The following is a 26,116-nucleotide window of genomic DNA, read 5'->3' on the forward strand; positions in this document are numbered from 1 at the left end:
CCCCCTTTTGCGTCCGCTCCGATTTACGGCTCTGAGGGAAGGGCTTCCCTACTAACACGCTGCGGGTCTCCGGCGACCCGTCTGCGGGGTTGTCCTGCAACGAGTCGAGAGTGAGAGGTTGGCCGGTTCGGCCATGACGGGTTGTGGACTGGGAGAGAGGCTCCCGGCGCCCGTCATGGAGACGACCCATGACTCAGGTGGAGATTCTGGACGCGACGCCCGCTGGTGCGGGCGCCTACAAGGTGGATGTGAGCCGCGGCGAGCGGATCGGCCGCGTGTCCTCGGAGTGGTTCTCCCGGCCCGACGACGAGCGCTACCTGTCCCTGTCGGACCTGTTCACCGCAGTGTACGGCCGGACCGAGCACAGCAGGACGCGGACGGTGGAGAGCGCGGCGATCCGCGTCGAGGCGAGCCGAGAGGACGCCGAGCGCCTGATGCTGGTGTTGCCGGGCTCGGACGCACCCGTCGCCCCGACACATTGGAGCTTCGGCCAGCTCGCGAGCCTCGTCGGCGCCCCAGCGGCCTATTTGCGCCAGCTCCCCGCACCTCTTGCCGGCATCAACCTGCAATATGGCCTCACCTCCAATCGCGCCGAGCAGGTCAAGACACTTGAGATCGAGGATGGTCGCGTCGAACTGCGCGCCGTCACCGGTCCCGACTATGGCCGCATCTTCGACCATGAGCTGGTCGCCGCCGTACAACGCATCGCCGGCAACGGCACGGGGGACACCCGCTGGAAGGTGCCGGGCGTGCTCGACTGGTCGACCGGCATCTACAATCCCCGGGTCGACATCACCAGGGATACGACGACGCTCTATGCCTCGGATCGGGACGTCTTTCTGTTCCTGGTGGACGACCTCAATCCCATCGAGGCCGGCCGTCTACCCGACGGTTCGCCCGACCTCTATTTCCGCGGCTTCTATTGCTGGAACTCGGAAGTCGGGGCGAAAACGCTTGGCATCGCGAGCTTCTATCTGCGCGCCGTGTGCCAGAACCGCAATCTGTGGGGCGTCGAGGATTTCGAGGAGATCACCATCCGCCACTCCAAATACGCCGCCTCGCGCTTTGCCCATGAGGCGGCGCCGGCGCTGACCCGCTTCGCCAATTCCTCCCCCCTGCCCTTCGTCAACGGCATCAAGGCGGCTCGCGAGAAGATCGTGGCCCGCTCGGATGAGGACCGCAGCGCGTTCCTGCGCAAGCGCGGCTTCTCCAAGGCCGAGACGGCCAGGATCATCGAGACGGTGCTGATGGAGGAGGGCCGTCCACCCGAGAGCGTCTTCGACTTCGTGCAGGGCATCACCGCCGTCGCGCGGGACAAGCCCCACCAGGACGCCCGGCTCGATCTGGAGGCGCGGGCGAAGAAGCTGCTCGACCGGGCTGCCTGAGTTCCGGAAAGCCGGAGATGCGGATTGCCGTGTCTCCGGCTCCATATGGTCCCAGCTTTCCAGATCGTCGGGTTTGCGGCGCCGTCCTCAGAGGCAGAGGGCGGCGCTGTGCTTCATGACGGGTTGAAGGCCAGAGAGAGGTTCTCCGGCCGCCCGTCGCGGAGAAGCATCCCATGGCCACGGCCGTTCAGAAGATCACCCTTTCGTCGTCCCGCGACATCCCCTTCAACAAGCTGGTGCTCAGCCAATCCAACGTCCGCCGGGTGAAGGCCGGCGTCTCCATCGAGCAACTCGCCGAGGACATCGCCCGGCGCGGCCTGCTGCAGGGCCTCAATGTCCGCGCCGTCGTCGATGCAGACGGTGTCGAGACCGGCATGTTCGAGATCCCGGCTGGCGGCCGGCGCTACCAGGCGCTGGAGCTCCTGGTGAAACGCAAGCGCCTGGCCAGGACCGCGCCGGTGCCCTGCGTCGTGCGTGAGGGCGGCATCGCCGAGGAGGACTCGCTCGCCGAGAACGTCCAGCGCGCCCCGCTGCATCCCCTCGACCAGTTCCGTGCCTTCCTGGCACTCCGCGAGAAGGGCCAGTCCGAGGAGGAGATCGCCGCCGCCTTCTTCGTGTCGGTGGCGGTGGTGAAGCAGCGGCTGAAGCTCGCCTCGGTCTCACAGAGGCTGCTCGACACCTATGCCGAGGACGGCATGACGCTGGACCAGCTCATGGCGTTCACCGTGTCGGGCGACCATGAACGCCAGGAGCAGGTGTTCGATCGGCTGCAACAGGCCTACGACAAGCAGCCTCATGTCATCCGGCGGATGCTGACCGAGGGCGCCGTGCGCGCCTGCGACAAGCGGGCGCGGTTCATCGGTGTCGAGGCCTATGTGGAGGCCGGCGGCACGGTGCTGCGCGACCTGTTCCAGGGCGACGACGGCGGCTGGCTGCAGGATGTCACCCTCGTGGACCGGATGGTGGCCGACAAGCTGAAGGCGGAAGCGGAAGCCATCGCCGCCGAGGCCTGGAAATGGATCGAGGTCGCCCCCGACTTCGCCTACGGCCACACCTTCGGCCTGCGCCAGCTGCGCGGCGATCCGGTTCCCATGTCGATGGAGGAGGAAGCGGCCCGCGATGCCGTGCAGGCGGAGGTCAACCGCCTGTCCGAGGCGTATCAGGACGCCGACGAGCTGCCCGACGAGGTCGACGCGCGCCTGGGCGAGCTTGAGGCGGCTCTGGAGGCGATGGACGCGCGGCCGCTGGCCTTTGATCCTGCAGGGGTCGCCCGTGCCGGTGCGTTCGTGAGCATCGGTCCTGAGGGCCGCCTGCGGATCGAGCGCGGCTACGTCCGGCCGGAGGACGAACTGCCGGTCGAGGCGGACCCCGACGCGGAGGACATCGGCGAGGTCGCCGCGGTGTCGGCCACCCACGACATCGACCACACCGTGTCCGCCGATGCCCAGGCAGTGGAGCCGGAGGAGGATGACGGCCTGTCGCCGATCTCGGACCGGCTGATGACGGAGCTCACCGCCCACCGCACCCTCTGCCTGCGCCAGGCGCTCGGCGACCGTCAGGACGTAGCCTTCCTCGCGGCGCTCCACGCTTTGACCCTCAAGGCCTTTTATCCCTACGGCCTGGACAGCTGCCTGGAGCTGGATCTCAAGAGCGTCAGCTTCGGCACGCAGGCGCCGGGGCTGAACGACAGCGCCGCCGCCGAGGCGATCCGGATGCGGCACGAGAGCTGGGCAAAGGCATTGCCGAAGGAGTCCGCAGAGCTGTGGGACGCCCTGGAAGGCTGGGAGGCCGATAGCCGGTCCGCCCTCTTCGCCCATGTCGTCAGCCTTTCGGTCAATGCCGTGCAGGAGGCCTGGAACCGCCGGCCCCGGGCGCTCGCCCATGCGGACCAGCTGGCCCAGGCTGTCGGCCTCGACATGGCGGCGGCCGGCTGGCGACCGACCGTGGACACCTTCCTCGGCCGCGTCACCAAGCCCCGCATCCTCCAGGCGGTCACGGAGGCGAAGGGCCAGCGCGCCGCCGAGCGGATCGCCCACCTCAAGAAGGGCGACATGGCCACCGAGGCGGAGACCCTGCTCGCGGACACTCGGTGGCTGCCCGAGCCGCTGCGCACGGCCGGCATGAAAAGCCCCGAAACCGGGGAGACGACGGCGCTGGACTCCGTCGTCGAGAAAACGGCGGAAAACGACGGCGAAACGGCCGTGGTCGAAGGCGACGGCTTCGACGACACTGACGAAGCCTCGGACGCTCCCGTCCCCTCTGCCGCTGAATAGCACCGGCGACCTGCGCGACGGGCCCACCGGCGACGGTGGGCCTTTTCTTATGGAGGTCCATCATGGCGCAATCGCCCCATGATCTGGCGCGCCGTCTCGCCGAGCGCGCGGAAGCGGTGTGCCGCCACTATCTCTCCAATGGCCGGCGGCAGGGGAACTACTGGCAGGTGGGTGACGTGCGCAATACGCCCGGCCACTCCATGTTCGTGCGTCTCAGGGACTCTCCGAAAGGGCCGGCCGGCAAGTGGACCGATTATGTTGCGCCGAGGGTTATGTTGCGGGCGCGCGCCGGGCGGCGGTGTTGCGAGGGCTCGGCAGCTTCTGCACAACATAATCTCAGCCCGTCAGGGAGGGTCGCGTGATGCCCCGCGACGCTTCCGAGCTGGCGCGGCGTCTCGCCCGCGACGCCGAGGCAGTCTGCCGCCATTACCTCTCCAAGGGCCGACGCCAGGGCCGCTACTGGACGGTGGGCGACGCGCGCAACGCGCCGGGCCGGTCGATGTTCGTGCGGCTGAGCGGGCCGGATTCCGGCCCCGGCGCAGCCGGGCATTGGACCGATGCCGCCTCGGCCGAGCACGGCGACCTGCTCGACGTGATCCGCAAGAGCTGCGGGCTCGTCGAGTTTCGCGATGTTGCCGAGGAGGCCCGGCGCTTCCTGTCGCTGCCCCGCGCCGAACCGCCATATGAGCCGAGACCGCCCGCTCCGACCGGTTCGCCCGAGGCGGCGCGGCGGCTCTGGGCCATCACGAAGCCGATCGTCGGCACCTTGGCCGAGGCGTACCTGCGCGCCCGCGGGATCACGGACCTGAGGGGATGTGAGGCCCTCCGCTTTCATCCGCGCTGCTGGTATCGTCCGGACGAGCGTGCGCCGACCGAGAGCTGGCCGGCGATGATCGCGGCGGTCACCGATCTTTCCGGCGCCGTCACCGGCGTGCATCGTACCTGGCTTGCCCCGGACGGCTTGGGCAAGGCGCCGATCGACACGCCGCGACGAGCCATGGGCGTTCTTCTCGGCCATGCCGTTGGGTTCGGCGCGGCCGGCGACGTCCTCGCTGCCGGCGAGGGCATCGAGACGATGTTGTCGCTGCGATGCGCGATGCCCGCCATGCCGATGGCGGCCGCGCTCTCAGCCAGCCATCTCGCTTCTCTCCAGTTCCCGCCAGGGCTCCGTCGGCTCTACATCGCGCGCGATGCCGATGCCGCAGGCGAGACGGCGGTCGCGGCGCTCACCGAGGCCGCCGAAGCCGCTGGCGTCGAGGCGCTGGTCCTTTCCCCGCAACTTGGGGACTTCAACGAGGACCTGCTCGCGTTCGGCCTCGGCGCCGTTCGCGCGTCGGTGCGCGCTCAGCTCGTCCCGCAGGATGCGGTCCGCTTCATGCGGCGGAGGATGGCGAGGACAGGGTGACCGACGCCGGCACCCCGTCTCCGACTCACAATGCCTTCAGGAAGGCCATGAGGTCCTTGTCCTCCTTCCATGAGCGAGCGGGCCGTGGCTGCCCCACCTCGCAGAGCGCGACGGCGTTGGCCTTCAGCGTGAGGTCGATCTCGGCATAGATGTTGGTCGTGCTGATCGACACGTGTCCGAGCCAGGCACGGATGGTGTTGATGTCCACGCCGGCGAGGACCAGGTGGCAGGCCGTGGTGTGCCGGATCATGTGCGGCGTTATCGTTCGATCGGCCAGTCCCGGGACCTTGGCCGCACAACGCTCGATGAGGCGGTACACCCCGAAGCGGGTGAACGGCGTCCCGAGCCGGCTGACGAACACGGCGTCTTCGGTCGCGCGGCCGCTGATCTCGTCCACCAGAACGCGCTCGGTTTCCGGCCATAGCGGGCAGTGCCGCGTCCTGCCGCCTTTGCCGTGCAAGGTGGCGAGATCGTGCCCGCCGTTCCGCAATCCCATCTGCAGATCGCACACCCTTAGCTGGGTGGCTTCGGAGACCCTTGCGCCGGTATTGTAGAGGAAGAGCAGAAGCGCGTACTCGCTCCGGCCGCGTCGGGTCTTGCGGTCGGGCGTCGCCAACATCGCCTCCATCTCCGTCCTGGTCAGCCATCCGACCGGCGGCGGCATGGACCGCTTCGACGCGATGGCCCGGATGTGACCGCACCATTCAACATGGATCGGGTCCCGGCTGCCGACGAAGCGCGCGAACGCCCGGATGGCGGCCAGTCGCTGATTACGGGTCCGGGCGGTGCAACCTCGATCTGTCTCGATATGGGCGAGGAACTGCAGCACGTGTCCGGACGTCAGGTCCCACACGGCCAACCGGTCCACGGGCTTGCGTGCCTTCCGGCTGATAAAGGGCAGCAGCAGACTGAAGGTGTCGCGGTAACTCTTACGGGTGTTCCGGGCGAGATTGCGTTCGGTGACGATGTGCTCGCCCAGGAAGCGGCGGAGCCAGGGGCCGAGGGCTGCGAGGTCAGACATGCCGACCTCCCTCTGCATAGCGGGCGAACCGCAGCGACGCCTGTTCCAGCAGCTCCGGCGTCATCGACAGGTAGACCTTCGTGCCCTCCAGATCGGCGTGACCGAGATAGGTGGAGAGCACCGGCAGCAGCCGTTGCACATCGGCGCCCTGCCGATACCAGCTCGTCAGGCGATGGACCGCGAAGCTGTGCCGAAGGTCGTGCAGGCGCGGGACCTTCCGACCACCTGCCGCGCGGTGGATCCCGACGACGCGCCGCAGCGTGTCGAACGCGGCCTGCACGGTGCTGCTCGCGAGCCGAGTTCCGTCCTGGTTCGCCAAGAGCAAGGCGTTCTCGCCTTGGGCAAGCCCGCCGCGCCCACGCAGGGAGACGTGTCGGTCCAGTACCGCTGCGAGCTGTGGTCCGACCGGAACTAGGCGGCTCTTGTAGAACTTCGTGGCCCGGATGGTCAGGACGGCGTTCGCCAGATCGACGTCGGCCAACGTGAGCCGGGTCGCCTCACCAAAGCGTAACCCCGCCGCGTACAGCAGGAGAAGCAGGGTGCGGAACGTCACCGCATCCAGCTGGACCGCGCCGCGCCGGCTTGCCTCCACGGTCGCGGGATCGAAGAGGCGCGCAAGCTCATCGCGCGAGTAGATGTAGGGCGGTGCCCGAACGGGCGATCTCGGCGCGTCGACCGGCATGGGCGAGCGGGCCGCATGGCCGCGGCTGATCGCGTGACGCCAGAAGCCGGCAAGCGCATAGTACCTGTTCTCGCGGTGACGCGTCGGCGGGCCCTCTCCCGCGAGGTAAGCCAGGACCTGTCCCGTGGTGGCCGCGTCGCAGGCGGCATCGCCATCGGCATGGTCAAGGAAGCGGCGCAGCAGGTTCGCGCCGGTCGTGAACTTCGCGCCGTGAGCCCGTCGCCAGAGCACATAGCGTTCGATCGCCTCGCGCAGGATCATGCCAGGCCCTCCAGGTCGAGAGCGGCCACCTCGCGAAGCGCTGCGAGGTCGACCTTGGCGTAGATCGTGGTGGAGGACGGATCGCGATGGCCGAGGAAGTCCCCGATCACCTTCATCGATGTACCCTGATCCAGGAGGTGCTGGGCCGCCGCATGCCGCAGGGCGTGAGCCCCACGTCGTCCGGTGACGATGCCGATGCCGGCCAGCCGGTCGCTGACGATCTTGCCCAAGGCTCTTCGGTCGAGCGGGCGGATGGGCGCGCGCGTCGTGAAGAAGAGACTGCGGCCGAAGCCGGACGGCCGCGCCTCCCTGATGTAGCGCAGGATGGCGTGGCCGACGCCCTGCGACAGCGGCCACAGATGGGTCCGGCCCGGTTTCGGGCAACGGACCCGGAGCATGGCGTTCTCCCAGTCCAGATCGTCCAGCCGCAGCCCACCGACCTCTCCGGTCCGAAGCCCGTACCCGATGAACAGCATCAGGATGGCCCGGTCGCGCTTGTCGACCGGGCGGTCGCCCCCAACCGACGCCAGCAGGCGCACGACATCCTCGCGCCGCAGCCCCTTCGGCACGCCCTCGTCGGCCATGAAGCGGGGTGCCACGATGCCCGCAGCGAGGCCCGCTCGGCACCAGCCGCGCATCTCGGCGTACAGGAAGAACGCCCTTAGCCGCTGCGCATAATCATGTCTCGTCCGGCGGCTCCAGGCGCCACGCTCGTGCTCCGCCGCCATGGCATCGTCGATGTCGGCCATGCCGACGACGCTCAGCCGGACGCCTTTGGCAGCCAGCTGGCCGAAGAAGTGGTCGGCCGCCTTGCAGTAGCTTTGCACGGTCGCATCGGAGAGCCCACGATCCCCGCGCGACCATCGTGCAAAGGCCTGGACCTCGCCATGATGCGGATGGCGGCAGTCGCCATCATCTTCGAGCCAGCCCAGAAAGGTGAGCCATCGAACACCGTTGCTAACGAAGCGGTCGCGCGTCTTGGGCGACGCGGCCCGATCGCACCGGCGTCCCCTCGGCTGCGCCCATAGCGCCGCGGCAGCCTCGATCCGTGACCGGCTCACCCGGTCGCCATCTTTAAGGTCCAGAAGGCGCACCAAGCTCAGCTGATCGTTGGCACACTTGCGCAAGGTTGATCGTCTCGTGCCGGTCGCCTTCAGATGAGCAAGGTATCGCTCCCGCTGCTCTGCGAGCGGCGCCGCCCGATACGGGTTGGCGGTGTGGGGGAAGAAGATGTCATCGAACACGCTGGCCTCCATGTTGTTGGAGGCTTGATCTTCCTGACGGAGCGGGGCGGCGGAAGCTATGTTGGTCGAAACCGCTCAGACAGGGATTATGTTGCGCAAGAGCTGACGATCGCTCGCAACACCGCCGTCCAGCGCGCGCCCGCAACATAACTCTCGGCGCAACATAATCGGTCCACTTGCCGGCGGGGCCTTTCGCGCTGTCCGTCAGCCGCACGAACATGGAGCGCCCGGGCGTGTTGCGAACATCGCCCACCTGCCAATAGTGCCCCTGCCTCTGGCCAGCGGAGAGATAATGGCTGCAGACGGCTTCCGCCTGCCTGCCGAGCCGTCGGGCGAGGTCATGCGCTGCATCCGACATGGGGACGCTCCAACAGAAAGGCCCGCCGTCCGGGCCATGCGACAGGGGGAGCGCGAGGCGACGGGCGGCGGGCCAAGTTGCCCGGGAGGATTATTCGGCAGCGATCGGGGGAGAGATCGCTTCGGGCTCCTCACTATCGGCGAGGTCCTCGCTGTCGCCCATGGCCGTTGCGCCGTCCTTCTCCGCCGCCTCTTCGCCGGCGATGTCGCAGGGCTGGGTTCGCAGGGCTTCCGGGAGCCAACCGCTGTCGGCGAGGAGGGTTTCGGCCTCCCGCGCCATGTCGCCCTTCTTGAGGTGGGCGATCCGTTCCGCCGCGCGTTCCCCCTTCGCCTCGGTCACCGCCAGCAGGATGCGGGCCTTGGTGACCCGGCCGAGGAAGGTGTCCACGGTCGGCTTCCACCCGGCCGCCGCCATGTCGAGCGACACCGCCTGCGCCAGCCGGTCGGCATGGGCAAAGGCGCGCGGACGCCGGTTCCAGGCCTCGTGCACGGCATTGACCGAGAGGCTCACCACATGGGCGAACAAGGCGGCGCGGCTGTCGTGCTCCCACCCGCTCAGGGTGTCCCAAAGTGTACCCGGCTCCTTGGGCAACGCCTTGGCCCAGCTCTCATGGCGCACGCGGATGGCCTCGGCCGAAACGCTGTCGTTGAGGCCTGGCGCCTGGGCGTTGAACGACACGCTCTTGAGATCGAGCTCGAGGCAGCTATCCGAGCCATAGGCGTAGAAGGCCTTCAGCGTGAGGGCGTGGACTGCGGCAAGGAAGGCCACATCGGGCTGCTCACCGAGCGCATGGCGCAGGCCGAGCGTCCGATGGGTGGTCAGCTCCGTGAGCAGCCGGTCGGAGATCGGCGTGAGGCCGTCTTCCTCCTCGGGCTCCGCAGGGGCATCGGGTGTGGCCGCCTCCTGGAGAGGAGTCGAGGGCATGGCAGACCCATCATGGCTCTCGGCGGGACGGTCTTGGTCCTCCTCGACGGGCACCTCGTCCTCGGGACGGACATAGCCCCGTTCCACCCGGAGCTTGCCATCCTGCGCGATGCTGACGAATGCACCGGCACGAACGACCTCGGCAGGGTCGAACACGACGGGAGGCGCTTCGAAGGCCTCCAGCATCGCCTCGAGTTCGCCAAGGCGGGCGTCGGTCTCTTCGGGAAGCTCGTCGGCATCGGCATATTCTTCGGAGAGGCGATCGTATTCCGCCTGGGCGGTCTCTCGTGCGGCCTCCTCCTCCTCGGTCACCGGCGCGGGCTCGCCCCGCAACTGGCGCAGGCCGTAAGTGTGGCCATAGGCGAAGTCCGGCGCCACCTCGATCCACTTCCAGCCTTCACTCCGGATCGCGTCGGCCTCGGCGGCAAGCTTCTCCGCCACCATCCGGTCGACGAGGGTTACGTCCTGCAGCCAACCGCCATCATCGCTCTGGAACAGGTCGCGCAGCACCGTGCCGCCGGCCGTCTCGTAGGCTTCGATGCCGATGAAGCGGGCCCGCTTGTCGCTGGCCCGAACCGCGCCTTCGGTCAGCATGCGCCGGATGGCATAGGGCTGCTTGTCGTAAGTCTGGGCGAGACGCTCCAGCACCTGCTCCTGCCGCTCATGGTCGCCCGACACGGTGAATGCCATGAGCTGGTCGAGGCTGAGGCCATCCTCGGCGTAGGTGTCGAGCAGCTTTTGAGAAAGGGAGGCGAGCTTCAGCCGCTGCTTCACCACCGCGACCGAGACGAAGAAGGCGGCGGCGATCTCCTCCTCGGACTGGCCCTTCTCGCGCAAGGCGAGGAAGGCGCGGAACTGGTCGAGCGGATGCAGCGGCGCGCGCTGGACGTTCTCGGCCAGCGAATCCTCCTCGGCGATGCCGCCCTCCCGCACGATGCAGGGCACGGGCGCGGTCCGGGCGAGGCGCTTGCGCTTCACCAGCAGTTCCAGCGCCCGATAGCGCCGTCCGCCGGCCGGGATCTCGTACATGCCGGTCTCGACCCCATCCGCATCGATCACGGCTCGGACATTGAGGCCCTGGAGCAGGCCCCGTCGGGCGATGTCCTCGGCGAGCTCCTCAATGGAAATGCCGGCCTTCACCCGGCGGACGTTGGACTGGCTCAGGACCAGCCTGTTGAAGGGGATGTCGCGGGACGACGAAAGGGTGATCTTCTGAACGGCCGTGGCCATGGGATGCTTCTCCGCGACGGGCGGCCGGAGAACCTCTCTCTCTGACCTCCAACCCGTCACGAAGCACGGCGCCGCCCTCTGCCTCTGAAGACGGCGCCGCAGAACCGACAATCCGGAAACCTGGAACGACACGGAGCCAGAAACACGGCGATCCGCATCTCCGGCTTTGCGGATCTCAGGCGGCCCGGTCGAGGAGCTTCTTTGCCCGGGCCTCCAGATCGAGGCGAGCATCCTGATGCGGCTTGTCCCGCGCCACCGCTGTGATCCCCTGCACAAAGTCGAAGATACTCTCCGGCTTGCGGCCTTCCTCGGCGAGCACGGTGTCGATCACCTTCTGCGTCTCTGCCTTGGAGAAACCTTTGCGACGCAGGAACTCGGTACGGTCTTCATCGTTGCGCGCCACGATGCGCTCGCGCGCCGCCCTGATGCCGTTGACGAAGGGCATGGGCGAGGAGTTGGCGAAGCGCTCCAGGGCCGGCGCCGCCTGATGGGCGAAGCGGGAGGCGGCGTATTTGGAGTGGCGGATGGTGATCTCCTCGAAATCCTCCACGCCCCACAGGTTGCGGTTCTGGCAAACCGCCCGGAGATAGAAGCTGGCGATGCCCAGCGTCTTGGCGCCAACCTCCGAGTTCCAGCAATAGAAGCCCCGGAAGAACAGGTCGGGCGAGCCGTCAGGCAGTCGGCCGGCTTCAATGGGGTTGAGGTCGTCCACCAGGAACAGGAAGACGTCCCGGTCAGAGGCGTAGAGCGTGGTCGTGTCCTTGGTGATGTCGACGCGGGGATTGTAGATGCCCGTCGACCAGTCGAGCACGCCCGGCACCTTCCAGCGCGTGTCGCCGGTGCCATTGCCGGCGATGCGGCGCACGGCGTCCACCAGCTCATGGTCATAGATGCGGCCGTAGTCGGGACCGGTCACCGCCCGGAGTTCGACGCGCCCCTCCTCCACCTCCAGCGTCTTCACCTGCTCGGCGCGGTGCGACAGCAGGCCGTGCTGCAGGTTGATGCCGGCCAACGGTGCTGGGAGCTGACGCAGATAGGCGGCGGGCGCCCCGATGAGGCCCGCCAGCTGGCCGAAGCTCCAGTGGGTCGGGGCCACAGGCGCCTCCGCCCCGGGCAGCGCGAGCGTCAGCCGGTCCGGAGCCTCCCGGCTCGCCTCGACGCGGATGGCGGCGCTCTCCACGGTGCGCGTCCGGCTCCGGTCGGACCGCCCGCGCACCGCGCCATAGAGCTCAGACAGGGAAAGGAAGCGCTCGTCCGCCGGCCGGGAGAACCACTCGGAGGACACGCGGCCGATCACCCCGCCGCGGTTCGCATCCACCCTGTATCCGCCTGCCACTTCCCGGCTCGTCTCTAGAACCTGAACCTCAGTCATGGGACCAAACTCCGTGACGGGCGCCGGAAGCCTCTCTCCCGATCTTCAACCCGTCACGGAAATCCGATCCAACCTCTCGCTCTCGACAATGCGGTCGGAACGCCGGCCGAATACCGAAGAGCGTCTCGCTCGGGTGGATGGTATCCCGCCGGATTGACGCGTGAGGGAGCGAGGCTGTCACTGCCTCGGGAGCGCCATAAGCAGAAGTTCGCTGCGGTGAGGGCGAACGGCCGGTATGGGGCCGACAGCGGACAGTCCGGTATTGGAAACTTCGCACGATAAGCGGACATGTCGCCGATGACAGTCGTGGGCAGGAACTGACCCAAAGCTGACGTCCGGAACGTCTGGTCTCCGGCACCAACCTGCGCAATGTAACCTTCTGATCCAGCTCGCCATTGCGTAGAGGTTGGACGTGACATCAGGACGGCACGTCTAGCCCAAGCGTAACGCGGATGGGGTGATCTGCAGGCCAATCCTCCAGAGCGATGAGCAGCGGGTTCACCGGCAGTGCGACCCCATCCAGCGTGGCGGACACAATGCCCCGGCTCACACCCTGCGGATTTTCCACTGTGATGCGATATCGCGCCGAGCCGTGGCGGATCGTCAGCTCGAAGCCCGGCCACTCCCGCGGGATGCAGGGATCGAGGCGGAACATGCACCCTTCCTTGCGCAGCCCGAGGATGCTCTCGATCCCCGCCCGTTGCATCCAGCCCGCCGAGCCCGTGTACCAGGTCCAGCCGCCGCGGCCCGCGTGGGGCGGCTCTGCATAGATGTCGGCGGCGAGCACGTAGGGCTCGACCTTGTAGCGCAGGACGTCGGAGCGGGTCCGCGCGTGGTTGATGGGATTGAGCATGGAGAACAGGGCCGCGGCCCTGTCGCCATCTCCCAAGGCTGCGAATGCCATCACGGACCAAAGCGCCGCATGGGTGTATTGGCCGCCATTCTCGCGGATGCCCGGCGGATAGCCCTTGATGTAGCCGGGATCGAGCGGCGTCCTGTCGAACGGCGGCGTGAACAGCAGCGCCAATCCTTCGCCCGGCCGGATCAGCTCCCGCTCCACCGCCGCCATGGCGCGGACGGCCCGTGCGGGATCGCCCGCGCCTGACAGCACCGCCCAGGACTGCGCGATGGAATCGATACGGCATTCCCCGCTCATGGCCGAGCCCAGCGGAGTGCCATCGTCGGAGAAGGCGCGGCGATACCATTCCCCGTCCCACGCCGCGCGGTCGAGCGCAGCGCCAAGCCCCTCCGCATGGGCCCGCCATCGCGCGGCGCGCAGATCGTCTCCCCTTGCGTCGGCCAGGGGGGCGAACGCCGTGAGGGCCGCGTGCAGGAACCAGGCGAGCCAGACGCTCTCGCCCTCGCCGCCTTGGCCCACGCGGTTCATGCCATCGTTCCAGTCGCCGGTTCCGATCAGCGGCAGGCCGTGGCGGCCCAGCGCGAGACTCTGGTCCAGGGCGCGGGCGCAGTGCTCGAACAGGGAAGCGGCCTCGTCGGAGACGGTGGGTGGGAAGAAGGCTTCGTGCTCGCTTATATTGAGCTTCTGGCCTTCCAGGAAGGGCACCCTTTCATCCAGGACGCCACGGTCGCCGCTCACCTTCACATAATGGGCGGTGGCAAACGCGAGCCAGGCGCGATCGTCGGAAATGCGGGTGCGCACGCCCCGCCCCGAATGGGGCAGCCACCAATGCTGCACGTCGCCTTCGACGAATTGCCGTGCGGCGGCCCGCAGCAGGTGCGCGCGCGTCATGTCCGGACGCAGCGGGGCAAGGGCCATTCCGTCCTGGAGCTGGTCGCGGAAGCCGTAGGCGCCGCTCGCCTGGTAGAAAGCCGAGCGCGCCCACACCCGGCACGCCAGCGACTGGTAGAGCAGCCAGCCGTTCAGCATGATGTCCATGGCGCGGTCCGGTGTGCGTACCTCGACAGCGCCGAGGATATCGTCCCAGCCCTTGGTCACTTCGGCGAGGACTGCGTCAAGGTCGGCGGCGCGGAACCGGGCGATCAGTTCGCGGGCCTCCGGCGCATCGGCACCTTCACCCAGGAGGATGACGATCTCCGCGCTGGCATTCGGGCGCAGGTGCACGGTCGACCGCATGGCCCCGCAGGGATCGAGGCCTGCCCCCACGAGCCCGGAAAGCGGCGCGAGCCGCCTGAGCGCCGCGGGGTCGGCGAGGGTGCCGTTTCGCCCGATGAATTCGCGGCGGTCGCCCGTCCAGTCGGTCTGGCGTCCGCCCATGTCGAGGAAGGCGACGCGTGACCCGAAATCGCCGTTCCAGGGATTGCAGGCGAACAGGGCCCCGGTCTCGCTGTCGATGGAAGTCGCCACGAAGGGCGCCGTGGCGGAGCGCGATGGACCGAGCACCCATTCCGCGTAGGCGGTGAGCGAGAGCCGTCGCGGGCGGCTTGTCAGGTTGCGCAGTGTGAGGCGGGAGATCTTGACGGCCCCCTCGACCGGCACGAACTGGACAAGCTCGCTCGCTATGCCATGGGCCGCATGGGTGAAGACGCTGTAGCCCCGGCCGTGGCGGGCCGCATAGGTGGCCGCCTCGTCGCGCATGGGCAGGGCGGTGGGCGTCCAGACGGCGCCGGTCTCATCGTCCCGCAGGTAGAAGGCTTCGCCGGTGCGGTCAGTGACCGGATCGTTCGACCATGGCGTGATCAGGTTTTCCCGGCTGTTCTGGGACCAGGTGGAGCCGCTGCCCTCGGCTGCCACCTGGAAACCGAATGCGGGATTGGCGACGACATTGATCCACGGCGCCGGCGTGGACCGGCCCGGGCCGAGCACCGTCACATATTCGCGTCCATTGTCGGCGAATCCGCCGAGGCCGTTGAAGAATTCCAGCTCCGGCAGCGGAGGCGGCGGCTCGGGCGCCGCTGCACGGAGTCTGAGAGGCACGCTTGGGGTGGATTCGGCTGCGCTGATCCGGTCCAGCTGCTCCACGAGGCTGCCGCGCTGGGCCACGAGTACGATGCGGGCAATGGAAGACAGGAGCGATCGCGTTTCCGCCGGAATGAGATCGGCGCGCAGCACGAATACCCGTCCCGTAGGTCCATTCCGCTCCGCCTGCGGCTGCGATCGGCTGGTGCGGACGAGTGCCTCGAGCGCGATCTGCAGATCCTGCACATAGGACGACTGGCGCTCGTTGAGGATCACCAGGTCCACCGCGAGCTGCTTCATGCGCCAGTATTCGTGCGCCTTCAGGAGTTCATGGGCGACATCGACATCGTCGAGGTCGGAAATGCGAAGCAGCACGATGGGCAGGTCACCGGAAATGCTCTGCGCCCAGAGGCCGGACTGCGGCCCCCCGCCGCGAAGGATCGTGTCCGACGCGGGGCGTAACGTCGGCGCAGCGTAGATCGCATAGCCGGCGAGCCGCTGATATGTGGCCGCATCGCCTGCCGTGATGCCCAAGTGGTAGAGCTCGACCTGAGCCTGCGTCCAGGCGAGGGTTGCCGCGCGGCCATACGCGGCGGTATCGTTATGCTTGTCGATGCCGTCCAGCAGCGCGCCGCGGGTGGACGTCGCCACGGTCCAGAACGCGACACGCGCCATTCCGCCCGGTTCGATCCGCACCCGCCTGCGCAGGGCGAAGATGGGGTCGAGCACCGTCCCGATCGTGTTCGACAGAGGGCGCCCGTCGATGACCGCGATGGGGGTGCGCACACCATGGCCTCGACCCAGGAAGCGCGCACGGTCGGTTTCGACCTCTGGCGTGCCGATGGCTTCGCCTTCCAGCACGCTGAAATGGCCGGCCCAGATTTCCGGCTCGCCCGGGGCGCGCCGCCGGCGCGTGGCCAGGATGGCGCCGATGTCGGCGAGGTATTCCGTCTCGACGAACAGCTTGAAAAAGGCGGGATGGGCGATGTCGGAGGCCTGAGGCGCCAGCACCAGCTCGGCGTAGGAGGTGATTTCCAATTCCCGGACGCGGTTGCCCGTGTTGGTGAGGCTGACGCGGCGGACCTCCGCATCGTCCTCGGCGGAGACGAGCACGTCCAGCGCCGTCTCCAGCGTGCCGTCGCGGCGGATGAATTCCGCGCGGTCCTCGTGAAAGGTCACGTGATAGGCGTCCGGCTCGACGCCGCTCGGCTGGAAGCCACACGACCAGACCTCCCCGCTGTGCACGTCGCGGACAAAGACGTAGGAACCGAAATCGTCGCAGGTCGCATCCTCGCGCCAGCGGGTGATTGCGAATTCGCCCCAGCGGCTGTAGCCGGAGCCCGCGGCGGTGAGCATGGCGGCATAGCGCCCGTTGGAAAGCAGGTGGGTGGCAGGCGTGGCCTGCCGGGCAGACGTGAAGGCGCGCCCGGCGGGTGGCTCCAGATCACGGGCCCGCGCCGCTGCGCGCCCGTCCGCCGACCAGGGGCGCACCACCGCGACGTCACGGGGCGTGCGCTCCTGAAGCAGGAGTTCCGTGGCCTGGACCATGGGCTCGGCATGGAAGCGCGCGCGCATGATGCCGCCCAGAAGCGTGTCGGCGACGGCAACGATGGTCATGCCTTGGTGATGCGCCATGAAGGCCTGCACCACGGCGCGGCTCTCGCCTGCCGGGAGGCGGCTCGTGGTGTAGTCCAGCGCCTCGTAGAAGCCGTAGCGGCCACGGGCGCCGGCCTCGCGGAGCTGGGCCAGATTGGCGCAGGCGGCGATCGGGGCGGCCATGGCGGCAAGCGCGGTCGCATAGGGCGCGATCACCAGATTGTCGCCGAGTCCCCGCTTCAGCCCGAGGCCGGGAACGCCGAAATTGGAATATTGATAGGTCAGTTCCAGGTTGCGGGCGTTGTAGGCGGATTCGGAAATCCCCCACGGCACCCCCATGCCGGCCGCGTAGTCGATCTGCCGGTGAACCACCAGCCGGTTGGTCTGGTCGAGCAGGCTGCCGGCCGGCGCGCGCATGATCAACGAGGGCATCAGATACTCGAACATGGAGCCCGACCAGGAGATCAGCGCGGCGCCGTGGGCAATGGGCGTCACCGAGCGCCCGAGACGGAACCAGTGGCGGGCAGGGACATCGCCCTTTGCGATGGCGAAGAAGCTTGCGAGCCGGGCCTCCGAGGCCAGAAGGTCGTAGCAGCTCGGATCGAGCGTGCCCTCGGCCACCAGATAGCCGATGGACAAGAGATTGCGGCTGCGGTCCAGGAGGAAGCTGAATTCCATCTCGAGAGCCATGGCGCGGGCGGTGTTCTCGAGCGCGGCCAGGCGAAACCCCAGATTGGTTTCATCCGTCGGTCCATCCGCCAGATCGCGGTGGTGACTGGCGATGGCGTCGAGGCTGGCCTGTGCCCAGAACAGCAAGTCCGAGCCCGGCGCGTCGCCGCGTTCGGTGGCCAGGGCCCGCGCGATATCCACCATCGTTTCCGCAGCGGCGGCGAGATCCGCCAGCCGGCAGGACATATCCTCACCGGCCGATAAGGCCCGGCGTGCGGCGGTGGCGAGGGTGGCGAGTGCTTCGTCCAATTGTGGGAGGGTCACGGTCTGGGTGCGGCGCCCGTCCGCAAGAAGGCCGGCCTCTTCGCGGGCCAGGTCCAGAGCGTCGGCGATCCCGGCAAGACGCTGCGTGATCGGCTGCGCGGACGCCTTCCAGTCCCGCAGCGCGTTGGCGAGCGCGATGAGATGCCCGGCCAGGTTTCCGCTGTCGACAGTGGAGACGTATTTCGGATCGAGGGCGCGCAGGTCGCTGGTGTCGTACCAATTGTAGAAATGGCCGCGGAAGCGGGGGAGGCCGGACATGGTGCGAAGTGTCGCCTCCAGACGGCGCACGGCGTCGCCGGTTCCCAGCCATCCGAAATCGCGGGCGCTGGCGACTGACAGCAGATAAAGGCCCATGTTGGTCGGCGACGTCCGCCGCGCCAGCACCGGCGCGGGGGCTTCCTGGAAGTTGTCCGGCGGCAGGGCGTGGTCCGCATCGGTCACGAAGGTCTCGAAGAACCGCCAGGTGCGCCGAGCGGTCAGCCGCAGCGTTCGGGCCTGCGCCTCCGACATCCGCAGTTGGTCCGCCGAATGAGGCGAGCGACTGACGAAGCGCGCCACCGCCGGCGATGCAGCCCACGCCGCGGCGAAGAGCGCCGCCAGCGGCCAGGCACCCCGTCCGGCGACCCCCGCAACAAGCAGTGCCACGCCGGCGATGACAAGCGCGCCGGCCATCCGGCGATAGGAGCCGGCACGATCAAGACGTCGGGCAAGGCTCGCCTGCGCGGCCGGCACCCATTCCAGCAGGTGCCGGCGGGTGACCAGCAGCCGCCACAGCGTGCGGGCGATGGCATCGCCCATCAGCCATGCCTCGTAAGCAAGGAACACCACCGCGAGTGCGGATTGCACCATCGCCAGACGCAGGTCTCCCAGGAGGGCGCGCAGATGACTGGAGATGGCGATGCCGCGCTGACGGGGCACGATGGCGGCGAGGACCGGAATGAGATTGGGCAGCGCGAGGGTGAACAACACAACGGCGGTCCAGAACAACGCGGCGGCGAAAGGCAGCGTCCAGCCGGCGACAAGGGCCGCGACGGCCAGGGGCGCGGACAGGGAGCGGCGCAGATTGTCGAGCATCTTCCAACGCCCCATCACGGGGATGGCGCTGAAGCCCCGGGTGGCGCCGGGGAGCTGGGGTCCGCTTCCGAAGATCCAGGGCAGAAGCTGCCAGTCGCCACGCGCCCAGCGATGGCGTCTTAGGGCGCTGACGTCGTAGCGGGCGGGAAACTCCTCCACCACTTCCACGTCGGAGGCAAGGCCGGCACGCGCGAACACGCCCTCGAAGAGGTCATGGCTGAGGAGGGTCGAATCCGGCACGCGGCCTTTCAAGGAGGCCTCGAAGGCATCCACGTCGTAGATACCCTTTCCGGCGTAGGAGCCTTCCCCGGACAGGTCCTGGTAGACGTCGGACACGGCCGAGCCGTAGGGGTCGATGCCGCTCATGGAGGAGAAGGTGCGCTGGAACAGCGATCCTTCCTCGCCCATGGGCAGGGACGGCGTCACCCGCGGCTGGAGGACCCCATAGCCTTCCACCACCCGCCCCGCCGCCGCATCGAAGCGGGGCCGGTTGAGCGGATGGGCCATCTTGCCGATGAGCCGGCGGACCGTGTCGTGCGGCAGCCGGGTATCGGCGTCCAGCGTCACCACATAGCGCACGTCCTCCGGCAGCCTCGGCGGGCATTCGGCGATGTCCATGAAGGTGGTATCGGCGGCACCGCGCAACAGGCGGTTCAATTCGTGGAGCTTGCCGCGCTTGCGCTCCCAGCCGATCCAGCGCCCCTCGCCCGCGTTCCAGACCCGCCGCCGATGCAGCAGGGCGAACCGGGCGCCGCCCGGCGTGGGCCCATAGCGGGCATTGAGGCGGGCGATCCCTGCCGCGGCCACGGCGACCAAAGCGTCGTCGCCGGCCGCGTGCTCCGTCTCGGAATCAGTCCAGTCGGACAGGAGCGCGAAATAAAGATCGCCTTCGGGGCTCGCGAGGTGGTGGATTTCGAGCCGCTCGACATTTTCTTCGATGGATGCAGCACTCGTCAGCAGCGTGGGGACGGCCACCAGAGTGCGCAGATGCGAGGGAACGCCGTCACGCAATTCCAGCGCCGGCAGCGCCGTCGCCCCGAAGCCGAAGCTCATGGCGCGATTGACCAGCGCCACCGCGGCGTCGATCGCCGGCAAGGTCCCGAGCGGGGTGAGCAGAACGAGCTGTGCCGCGCCGATGCCGGCAGAGGCCAGGGCGAGCATCGGCAATGCCAGCAACGCCACGGCCGCGATGGCGATCGCCCCCACGTACCCGCCGATGCCGAAGGCCCGGTTCAGATGGGTGGAGATGCTGCCGATGGGCAGGCGAAAGCCGAGCTGACGCTCGAACGCCCGCCGCCCGGCTCCGATCAGGTGGTAGCCGGCATCGCAGTCGCGGCGGGGCCCCTCCGGGTCGCAATGCTCGGCGCGAGCCAGTTCAGTGGCGGCGATCGCCTCACGGGCGACCTCAAGCTCGCTGCGGCGTGATCCGCGCGCCAATTGCTCGATCGCGTCCCGGTAGAGATTGCGGGTCGGAAAGTCCATGGCGTCATAGCCGCTTCCGGCAGCCAGCATGGCATGCACGCAGCTGGTGCGCTCGAACATCTCCTGCCAGTCCAGGTCGGAGATCAGACGCAGGCTGGTGATGATGTTGCGAATGGTCACGTTCGCCGCGCCCTGGCTGCGATGCACGTCGCGGACAACCGTGTCGGCCGTCGTATGCCGGGCCGCCAGCCGCTGATCGAGCCAGACGAGGGCAGGCGTGATCCCGGGATCCTGGTCGCGCAGCCGGTGGACCAACTGCACGGCGAAGGCATCGGGGAGCCCGTCCTGCTCATGCTTGGCGAGCACAGTTGCAACGGGCTGGCTGGGGCCGCCGCCGACGCCCAGCAGACGATCGGCCAAAGCATCGGCGTCGCGCCGGGCGATGCGGTCATCGACGATCGCCTGGGCCAGACGCCGGAGATTCTCGATGAGCACGATCCGAAAGGTGATGGAGACCGCCCACAGCTCGCCAATGGTCAGCGGCTGGACCTCCTGGTAGGCCCTGAGATAGCGCGACAGCATCTCGGGATCGAAGCGGCTGTCGGTATGGGCGACGAACGCCCAGGCCACCCCGAACACGCGCGGATATCCGACGAAGGGCCCGGCGGCGAGCTTGGGAAGCTGACGATAGTATCCCGGCGGCAGATCGGAGCGGATCTCCTGGATCTGCTTTTCCACCAGATGGTAATTGTCGATCAGCCATTCCGCCGAAGGGGTGATGGCGCCGCCTTCGGCGACGGCCGCGGCAATGGCACGGTAGGCCGCCAGCAAAGCGGCGCCATTGTCGGCGAGGCGGACCGAGAGCGCATGTCCCTTGGTGAGCCGAGGCTCCACCGGTTGCGCCTCGGCCAGGCTGCGGGCGTGCTCTTCGAGCCGCTCCATACCGAAGAGCTCTTCGCGGACAGGCTGGTCGTCCCAGAGGGATGACGCGGACGTACGCCCGATAGCGCGGAGAAGAAGTGCGAGCAAATGGACCTTTCCATCGTGCGGTGCGGCCCACGATCGGTTCAGTGAAGAGCGGTGCCGGAGGGCCGCGCCGCGCGATCTTATGACCGGTGGAGCAACGGTCTAATCCTCGATCGTGTCCGCGAAGGCGCGGGCGAACCGGATTGCCATGGCCCGCGCGTCCGCCTGGAGCTGCGCATTGCTCTTTGGCGCGGCGGAGCTGTTGCGGACAGGAATCTCGAGTGTGACGGTTCCCCCACCGCTGTCTTGCTCACGCCAGATCACCCTGGCAAGGACGTGCTCGGCGTCGAGCGACTGGAAAACGATGTGAAGGCCCTTGTTCATGGCGATCTGGGCGCCTTTCTCGCGTCGGGTCGGGCAGGACGCGCGACGAGCCTCTCGCGGTGTGTCTCGCGAACGTGCCGTGGCCTCGTCCAAAAATGCGCCGGCCCTAGAAGTCGGACGCGGCGAGGCGGTGGAAGTTTTGCCTGCGACGCGCATAGACACCGCTCGCGACGCGCTGGATCTGGCCCCTGTTCATGTCGAAGGCCCGCAGAGAGGCCTCTTCGTCCTGCCCGCCCTGGGGATTGAATCGCTTCAGGGCGTCAGCGTCGAGATTGAACACGATCTCAAAGGCGGAATCGTGCCCCCAGAAGGTCACGCAGCGCCTGACCGGATCAAAGATGCGGCTGGCATTGGGAAACTGGAGTGACATTGGTCTTTCCTGTGATGGCTGCGTCCACCTGGTTGGCGGCGACGGAAGACGTCAGGTCGCCGTTGCCGGCCGATGGCTGGTGATCCTTCAGCATGGCGGCCTCCAGCTCGACGGGGTCGATATCGAGGCTCGCGTACCGGCCCTGAGGAGCCGAAATCGCCGGGATATGCAGCACCGTCGCCACACGTCGGTAAGCGATGAAGGAGAGGCCGAGAATCTGCTCCTCGTCGGTCACAACACGGTAGGTCCCAGCCGGCAAAATGCCATCGACATTGCTCAGGCGAAAGGGATGATCGAATGAAACCATGGTTTCACGGGTTCGAATGTTCATGATAACACCTCAATTTTTCTTCTTTGGAGGCCCTACGGACACGGGAGACCATTTTGCGAAGACTGGCTGCGCCTCAGGTTCCTTGATCTTTTTCGGCTTCTTGGATTCGCGGTTGCCGCGCAGCTGACCTTTGGCCATGTGCGCCTCCTGTGTGGTCCGTCGGTTGATGCCGGGGGTGAAACGAAAACAGGGGTGAAATGAAAAACGCCTTGCCCTCTCAGGGAGGTTGCAAGGCGTCGGGCGCCCTGCGGGGCGAAGGGGGGCGCATCGCCGCCGAAGCTGCCGGTACATCCGCGGTCAGCGACAGGATCGAGATGCGCGGGGCCGCCGCTTCCGAACACTTCCGGGACGACGGCCAATCAGATCAGCTCAAATCCTTGAGCATGTCGGCGGCCATCTTGCCGCTCTTGCGGTCAGCGACCAGTTCGAAGCTCACCTTCTGGCCTTCACGCAGATCGCCAAGTCCCGCGCGCTCCAGGGCGCTGATGTGGACGAAGGCGTCGTTGCCGCCCGCATCAGGGGCAATGAATCCAAAGCCCTTCTGGGCGTTGAACCACTTCACGGTTCCCTCAGTCATGGGGAAGCCTTTTCAATTTGATATTTAGCTTACCGGCACGCAACGCGCGGCTGGTCGTCGAAATCGCGTTTTCAGGCGAGAATTTTTGCTTGGCCGCAGTAAACTTCTGCGAGAACCCAAGTTATCAGGCTTTCTATCGACCCACTCAATATGCTCCTGAATGCCGCAATTGGCAATGACATTTATTTATTGAGCCTGCCGCCACCAAAAGGTGGCACGTTTCGTGCTGAATATACGGCTAGCGCCGCAGGCATTCCGCAGTGTTTACCCTATGAACGCCGTTCAGATCCAAGGCGCTCTCGCCTCCGGGCCTCCGGCGAGGCACTGCTGCGGTTTGCTTTTGTATCCCAGCCACCGCCTCATGACTCGATGCTGCCCGATGGAGCGCCCATTGATCACCCTCCAGATCCACCACATCACCACCTATCGCTTCCATCGGCCGGTGACATTCGGCCCTCACAGGCTGATGCTCCGCCCGCGTGAAAGCCGCGACCTGAGGGTGACATCGAATCATGTGGAGCTGACACCGGCGGCGACGGTGGACTGGGCCCAGGATGTCTTCGGCAACGCGGTCGCCACGGCGACATTTTTCACCAACAGTGATCATCTGGTGATCGAGAGCACGACAGAGCTGCAGCTCGATGTCGTGCCATGGCCGGTGTTCGCCATCGCGGGCTCCGCTGTGTCCTTCCCGTTTCGCTATTCCGACGACGAATGGACCGATCTCGGCGCATTGGGCGTCCCCCAGTTCCCTGACGTCTCCGGGCGGCTGCGGAGCTGGGCGCTCGGTTTCGTCCGGGGAAATTCCACCGATACACTCTCCCTCCTCAAGGATCTGAGCGCCGGCGTATCCCAACGGATCTCCTATCAGAGCCGCGACGAGGAGGGGACGCAGTCGCCAACGCACACGCTTGATCGTGGTTGGGGCTCATGCCGCGATTTCGCGGTGCTGTTCGTCGAGACTGTACGCAGCCTCGGCTTCGGCGCGCGCATCGTGTCGGGCTATCTCTACAATCCGGCCGGAACTTTCGCCGGCCCTCAGGGGGCGGGCTCAACTCATGCCTGGGCGGAAGTGTTCGTGCCCGGGGCGGGCTGGATCCCGTTTGATCCGACCAACCGCAGCATGGGCGGTTTCAATCTCATCCCGGTGGCGGTGGTGCGCGACATCCGCCAGGCCATTCCGGTGCAGGGCAGCTTCGTCGGCGACAGCGGCGCCTTCCGGGATATGACGGTGGACGTCCACGTCACGTCATGAAGCGATAGGGCGCCGCAACCCGGAAGATGTCAGGAAGGTCAGGGTGAGCAGCCCCCCGGCAGCCGAGACCACCGACGCCGCCAGGATTCCGAGTTTCGCCGAGGTGAGCAGTTCCCCCTCGAACGCCATCTCGGCGATGAACAAGGCCATGGTGAAGCCGATGCCCGTGAGCATGGCACCGGCCGCCAGCACGCCCCAGGAGAGCTCGGCCGGACGCTGGCCGAGGCGCAGCGCGACGGCGATCGCGCTGAACATCACGATGCCCGCAGGCTTCCCCACGACAAAGCCGGCGAAGACGGCAAATGCAAGCCCACGATGGAATTCAGCGGGTACGATGCTGACGCCGGCATTCGCCAGGGCAAAAAGCGGCATGACAGCAAACGCGACCCAGGGATGGAGCAGCATTTCCAGGCGCTCGATGGGCGAAAGCGCCTCGCGGGCGGCGATGCCGGCCCGCCGCAGGTCCTGTCGCCCCTTGCTGTCGCCGGCCCAACGCTCGCCTGGGGATAGGCGACCACCCGATCGAAGATCGCATGCAGGCGAATGCCGCTGACCCAGCGTCGGGCCGGCGTCATGAGACCAAGGATCACGCCGGCCAAGGTCGGGTGAATGCCGCCCGAATCCAGCGCCAGCCAGATTGCTCCGCCGATGGCGAAATAGGCCGGGATGGAGCGGATTCCCAACCGCGAGATGACCGCCACCAGGGCAAATCCTGTTCCTGCAAGGGCGATGGGGAGCCAGGAGATGGACCCGCCATAGCCGATGGCCACCACCAGGATCGCTCCCACATCGTCAAAGATCGCCAGCGACAGCAGGAACAACCGCAGGCTCAAGGGAATGCGGTTGCCCAGGACCGCGAGCGCCCCGATGACGAAAGCGGTATCCGTCGCCATGACAACGCCCCAGCCATGCCAGCCATCGCCGCCGCCCTGCAGGAGCAGAAACAGGGCCGCCGGAACCGCCATTCCCCCGAGCGCTGCCGCGAGCGAGAGCGTAATCGTCCGGAGATCACGCAGTTCTCCCAGAACGATTTCGCGCTTCAGCTCCAAAGCGACAACGAAGAAGAAGAGCGTCATCAGACCATCGTTGATCCAATGCTGCAGGGATCGGGAAAAGCTGATCGGGCCGATCTCCAACCCGACGCGCGTGTCCCAGACTGCGAGAAACGGCTTCGCCCAGGGAGAATTGGAGAGCACCAGGGCCACAATAGCGGCAAGCAGCAGCGCTGCGCCGGCCATGCTCTCTATGCGCAGGAAGCGCATGAACGGTTTGGTAAAGCGGTCGGCGGGCTCCTGAGGAAGCCGCCCGAGGCCGTTCGCCATCTTGTTCGTGCGGTGCATTTTTGGTTCGCCCTCGGAACACGCCGAAGACGACGACGCGCGCGGCATCGCAACGCGTCTATCCAAGGTCGCACTACGTCTTCACAGTCATGCTGGCGGGGGCGTCCTTATGCTCGTGTAGAAAGCGCGCGATGAGCGCCTTCAGCTGCGCTGGATCGCCCGTGCTGGCGGTGGCGTTCGCAAAGAGCGCGCGCTGAATCGCCGTCGGCAGCAGGTTCCACTCCTTGACCACGGCTACACCCAAATGCTCGAGAACGCGCCGCTCCGGTCCCGTCAAGGCGTTGACCGACCAGGAGGCCTCGGACCGAGGCATCTGAGAACCGCCCTCCCCCTCCCAGCGCGCGACCGCGGCCGCCATCTCCGTAGCATCGAAGGGCTTGTTTTGGTGGATATCATTCATCGTGAATACCTAGCACATATCGTCCTGATTTACAATTTTCGCCTCTGTTTGCTTTCGCGGTGCGGCAAAACGGCTTTTAGCTTGACCGTTTTCATTTGGCGCGCGGCGGCTTTCTGAGAAACGTCTTCTGACATTGCGCGCGAGATGCACCATTCCATGGCTTCCTGGCAGTGGCCGGACGACCGTTTCGCGGCACGCGTTGGCTGGGCATAAGGGCAGTCGAGAGTCCGGTTGTGGTCGGCACCCAAATGCCCGCTATTGTGAAGGGTTTCGGATGCCGGCCCGATCACGACGGTGGGGCTGGTCACGCGGGCCGGCGTCGGAAAGCCTCCAGGGGAGGAAACCGCGGTCCGACGAGCGCGATGGTTGAGGTCT

General features: G+C 67.2%; 17 protein-coding genes and 3 pseudogenes. 5 read left to right on the plus strand and 15 right to left on the minus strand.

What is annotated here, in order from left to right:
- The first annotated feature begins 188 nt into the window (after nt 1–188).
- From K9U40_RS05205 to K9U40_RS05220, 4 genes and pseudogenes are all read left to right on the plus strand, one after another.
- On the plus strand, nt 189–1,385 hold the full coding sequence (locus K9U40_RS05205) for a DUF932 domain-containing protein (RefSeq protein WP_282889149.1): 1,197 nt from the start codon (nt 189–191) through the stop codon (nt 1,383–1,385).
- A 173-nt stretch (nt 1,386–1,558) separates the two neighbouring features.
- Entirely contained in the window at nt 1,559–3,658 is a 2,100-nt protein-coding gene (locus K9U40_RS05210) for a ParB/RepB/Spo0J family partition protein (RefSeq protein WP_282889150.1), read from the plus strand.
- A 62-nt stretch (nt 3,659–3,720) separates the two neighbouring features.
- Nucleotides 3,721–3,912, plus strand: a pseudogene (locus tag K9U40_RS05215) (DNA primase); the annotation flags it as partial.
- A gap of 107 nt (nt 3,913–4,019) precedes the next feature.
- Nucleotides 4,020–5,063: a DUF7146 domain-containing protein gene (locus tag K9U40_RS05220; protein ID WP_282889151.1), complete on the plus strand. Its 1,044-nt coding sequence runs from the start codon at nt 4,020–4,022 to the stop codon at nt 5,061–5,063.
- A 25-nt stretch (nt 5,064–5,088) separates the two neighbouring features.
- Here the strand turns inward: K9U40_RS05220 and K9U40_RS05225 are convergent, their stop codons facing one another.
- From K9U40_RS05225 to K9U40_RS05280, 12 genes and pseudogenes are all read right to left on the minus strand, one after another.
- Complete coding sequence (locus K9U40_RS05225; protein WP_282889152.1) at nt 5,089–6,084, minus strand: tyrosine-type recombinase/integrase; 996 nt, start codon at nt 6,082–6,084, stop codon at nt 5,089–5,091.
- On the minus strand, nt 6,077–7,027 hold the full coding sequence (locus tag K9U40_RS05230) for a tyrosine-type recombinase/integrase (protein WP_282889153.1): 951 nt from the start codon (nt 7,025–7,027) through the stop codon (nt 6,077–6,079). Before K9U40_RS05230 ends, K9U40_RS05225 begins: the two co-directional genes overlap by 8 nt.
- Entirely contained in the window at nt 7,024–8,271 is a 1,248-nt protein-coding gene (locus tag K9U40_RS05235; protein WP_282889154.1) for a tyrosine-type recombinase/integrase, read from the minus strand. The genes K9U40_RS05230 and K9U40_RS05235 overlap by 4 nt, the downstream gene beginning before the upstream one ends.
- A gap of 166 nt (nt 8,272–8,437) precedes the next feature.
- Nucleotides 8,438–8,629: pseudogene (locus K9U40_RS05240) on the minus strand (DNA primase); the annotation flags it as partial.
- A gap of 90 nt (nt 8,630–8,719) precedes the next feature.
- On the minus strand, nt 8,720–10,783 hold the full coding sequence (locus tag K9U40_RS05245; RefSeq protein WP_282889155.1) for a ParB/RepB/Spo0J family partition protein: 2,064 nt from the start codon (nt 10,781–10,783) through the stop codon (nt 8,720–8,722).
- Nucleotides 10,784–10,958: 175 nt separating this feature from the next.
- Nucleotides 10,959–12,155, minus strand: coding sequence for a DUF932 domain-containing protein (locus K9U40_RS05250; RefSeq protein WP_282889156.1), 1,197 nt, complete (start codon nt 12,153–12,155; stop codon nt 10,959–10,961).
- Between the two features lie 418 nt (nt 12,156–12,573).
- Nucleotides 12,574–21,060, minus strand: a complete 8,487-nt coding sequence (locus tag K9U40_RS05255; RefSeq protein ID WP_349239411.1) for a GH36-type glycosyl hydrolase domain-containing protein — start codon at nt 21,058–21,060, stop codon at nt 12,574–12,576.
- Between the two features lie 186 nt (nt 21,061–21,246).
- Nucleotides 21,247–21,468, minus strand: coding sequence for a hypothetical protein (locus K9U40_RS05260; RefSeq protein ID WP_282889157.1), 222 nt, complete (start codon nt 21,466–21,468; stop codon nt 21,247–21,249).
- 106 nt (nt 21,469–21,574) lie between these two features.
- The gene (locus K9U40_RS05265; protein WP_282889158.1) at nt 21,575–21,838 is read right to left on the minus strand and encodes a DUF1488 domain-containing protein; all 264 of its coding nucleotides are present in this window, start codon (nt 21,836–21,838) and stop codon (nt 21,575–21,577) included.
- The gene (locus tag K9U40_RS24685; protein WP_349239412.1) at nt 21,801–22,169 is read right to left on the minus strand and encodes a hypothetical protein; all 369 of its coding nucleotides are present in this window, start codon (nt 22,167–22,169) and stop codon (nt 21,801–21,803) included. The genes K9U40_RS05265 and K9U40_RS24685 overlap by 38 nt, the downstream gene beginning before the upstream one ends.
- A 9-nt stretch (nt 22,170–22,178) precedes the next feature.
- On the minus strand, nt 22,179–22,307 hold the full coding sequence (locus K9U40_RS05275; protein WP_282889159.1) for a hypothetical protein: 129 nt from the start codon (nt 22,305–22,307) through the stop codon (nt 22,179–22,181).
- 226 nt (nt 22,308–22,533) lie between these two features.
- Nucleotides 22,534–22,746, minus strand: a complete 213-nt coding sequence (locus K9U40_RS05280) for a cold-shock protein (protein ID WP_282889160.1) — start codon at nt 22,744–22,746, stop codon at nt 22,534–22,536.
- A gap of 391 nt (nt 22,747–23,137) precedes the next feature.
- Here K9U40_RS05280 and K9U40_RS05285 point away from each other — a divergent pair, with 391 nt between their 5' ends.
- A complete protein-coding gene (locus K9U40_RS05285; RefSeq protein ID WP_282889161.1) occupies nt 23,138–24,001 on the plus strand; it encodes a transglutaminase family protein in 864 nt (287 codons plus the stop codon).
- Here the strand turns inward: K9U40_RS05285 and nhaA are convergent.
- The 3 genes and pseudogenes from nhaA to K9U40_RS05305 form a co-directional block, all read right to left on the minus strand.
- A pseudogene (nhaA, locus tag K9U40_RS24690) lies at nt 23,996–25,323 on the minus strand (Na+/H+ antiporter NhaA). The gene K9U40_RS05285 and the pseudogene nhaA overlap by 6 nt on opposite strands.
- 91 nt (nt 25,324–25,414) lie before the next feature.
- Nucleotides 25,415–25,741, minus strand: coding sequence for a hypothetical protein (locus K9U40_RS05300; protein WP_282889163.1), 327 nt, complete (start codon nt 25,739–25,741; stop codon nt 25,415–25,417).
- Between the two features lie 29 nt (nt 25,742–25,770).
- Nucleotides 25,771–26,116: hypothetical protein (locus K9U40_RS05305; protein WP_282889164.1), on the minus strand; the 346-nt coding region annotated here is incomplete at its 5' end.

Source organism: Xanthobacter autotrophicus, assembly GCF_030015065.1.
In the GTDB taxonomy this organism is placed as follows: Bacteria; Pseudomonadota; Alphaproteobacteria; order Rhizobiales; family Xanthobacteraceae; genus Xanthobacter; species Xanthobacter autotrophicus_D.

What these genes read in the sequence shown, in the direction of transcription:
- K9U40_RS05300 (WP_282889163.1), bottom strand. Translation starts at nt 25,741, where the DNA reads ATGAATGATATCCACCAAAACAAGCCCTTCGATGCTACGGAGATGGCG.
- K9U40_RS05245 (WP_282889155.1), bottom strand. Translation starts at nt 10,783, where the DNA reads ATGGCCACGGCCGTTCAGAAGATCACCCTTTCGTCGTCCCGCGACATC.
- K9U40_RS05275 (WP_282889159.1), bottom strand. Translation starts at nt 22,307, where the DNA reads ATGGCCAAAGGTCAGCTGCGCGGCAACCGCGAATCCAAGAAGCCGAAA.
- K9U40_RS05230 (WP_282889153.1), bottom strand. Translation starts at nt 7,027, where the DNA reads ATGATCCTGCGCGAGGCGATCGAACGCTATGTGCTCTGGCGACGGGCT.
- K9U40_RS05210 (WP_282889150.1), top strand. Translation starts at nt 1,559, where the DNA reads ATGGCCACGGCCGTTCAGAAGATCACCCTTTCGTCGTCCCGCGACATC.
- K9U40_RS05205 (WP_282889149.1), top strand. Translation starts at nt 189, where the DNA reads ATGACTCAGGTGGAGATTCTGGACGCGACGCCCGCTGGTGCGGGCGCC.
- K9U40_RS05220 (WP_282889151.1), top strand. Translation starts at nt 4,020, where the DNA reads ATGCCCCGCGACGCTTCCGAGCTGGCGCGGCGTCTCGCCCGCGACGCC.
- K9U40_RS05265 (WP_282889158.1), bottom strand. Translation starts at nt 21,838, where the DNA reads ATGTCACTCCAGTTTCCCAATGCCAGCCGCATCTTTGATCCGGTCAGG.
- K9U40_RS05280 (WP_282889160.1), bottom strand. Translation starts at nt 22,746, where the DNA reads ATGACTGAGGGAACCGTGAAGTGGTTCAACGCCCAGAAGGGCTTTGGA.
- K9U40_RS05225 (WP_282889152.1), bottom strand. Translation starts at nt 6,084, where the DNA reads ATGTCTGACCTCGCAGCCCTCGGCCCCTGGCTCCGCCGCTTCCTGGGC.
- K9U40_RS24685 (WP_349239412.1), bottom strand. Translation starts at nt 22,169, where the DNA reads ATGAACATTCGAACCCGTGAAACCATGGTTTCATTCGATCATCCCTTT.
- K9U40_RS05255 (WP_349239411.1), bottom strand. Translation starts at nt 21,060, where the DNA reads ATGGAGCGGCTCGAAGAGCACGCCCGCAGCCTGGCCGAGGCGCAACCG.
- K9U40_RS05260 (WP_282889157.1), bottom strand. Translation starts at nt 21,468, where the DNA reads ATGAACAAGGGCCTTCACATCGTTTTCCAGTCGCTCGACGCCGAGCAC.
- K9U40_RS05250 (WP_282889156.1), bottom strand. Translation starts at nt 12,155, where the DNA reads ATGACTGAGGTTCAGGTTCTAGAGACGAGCCGGGAAGTGGCAGGCGGA.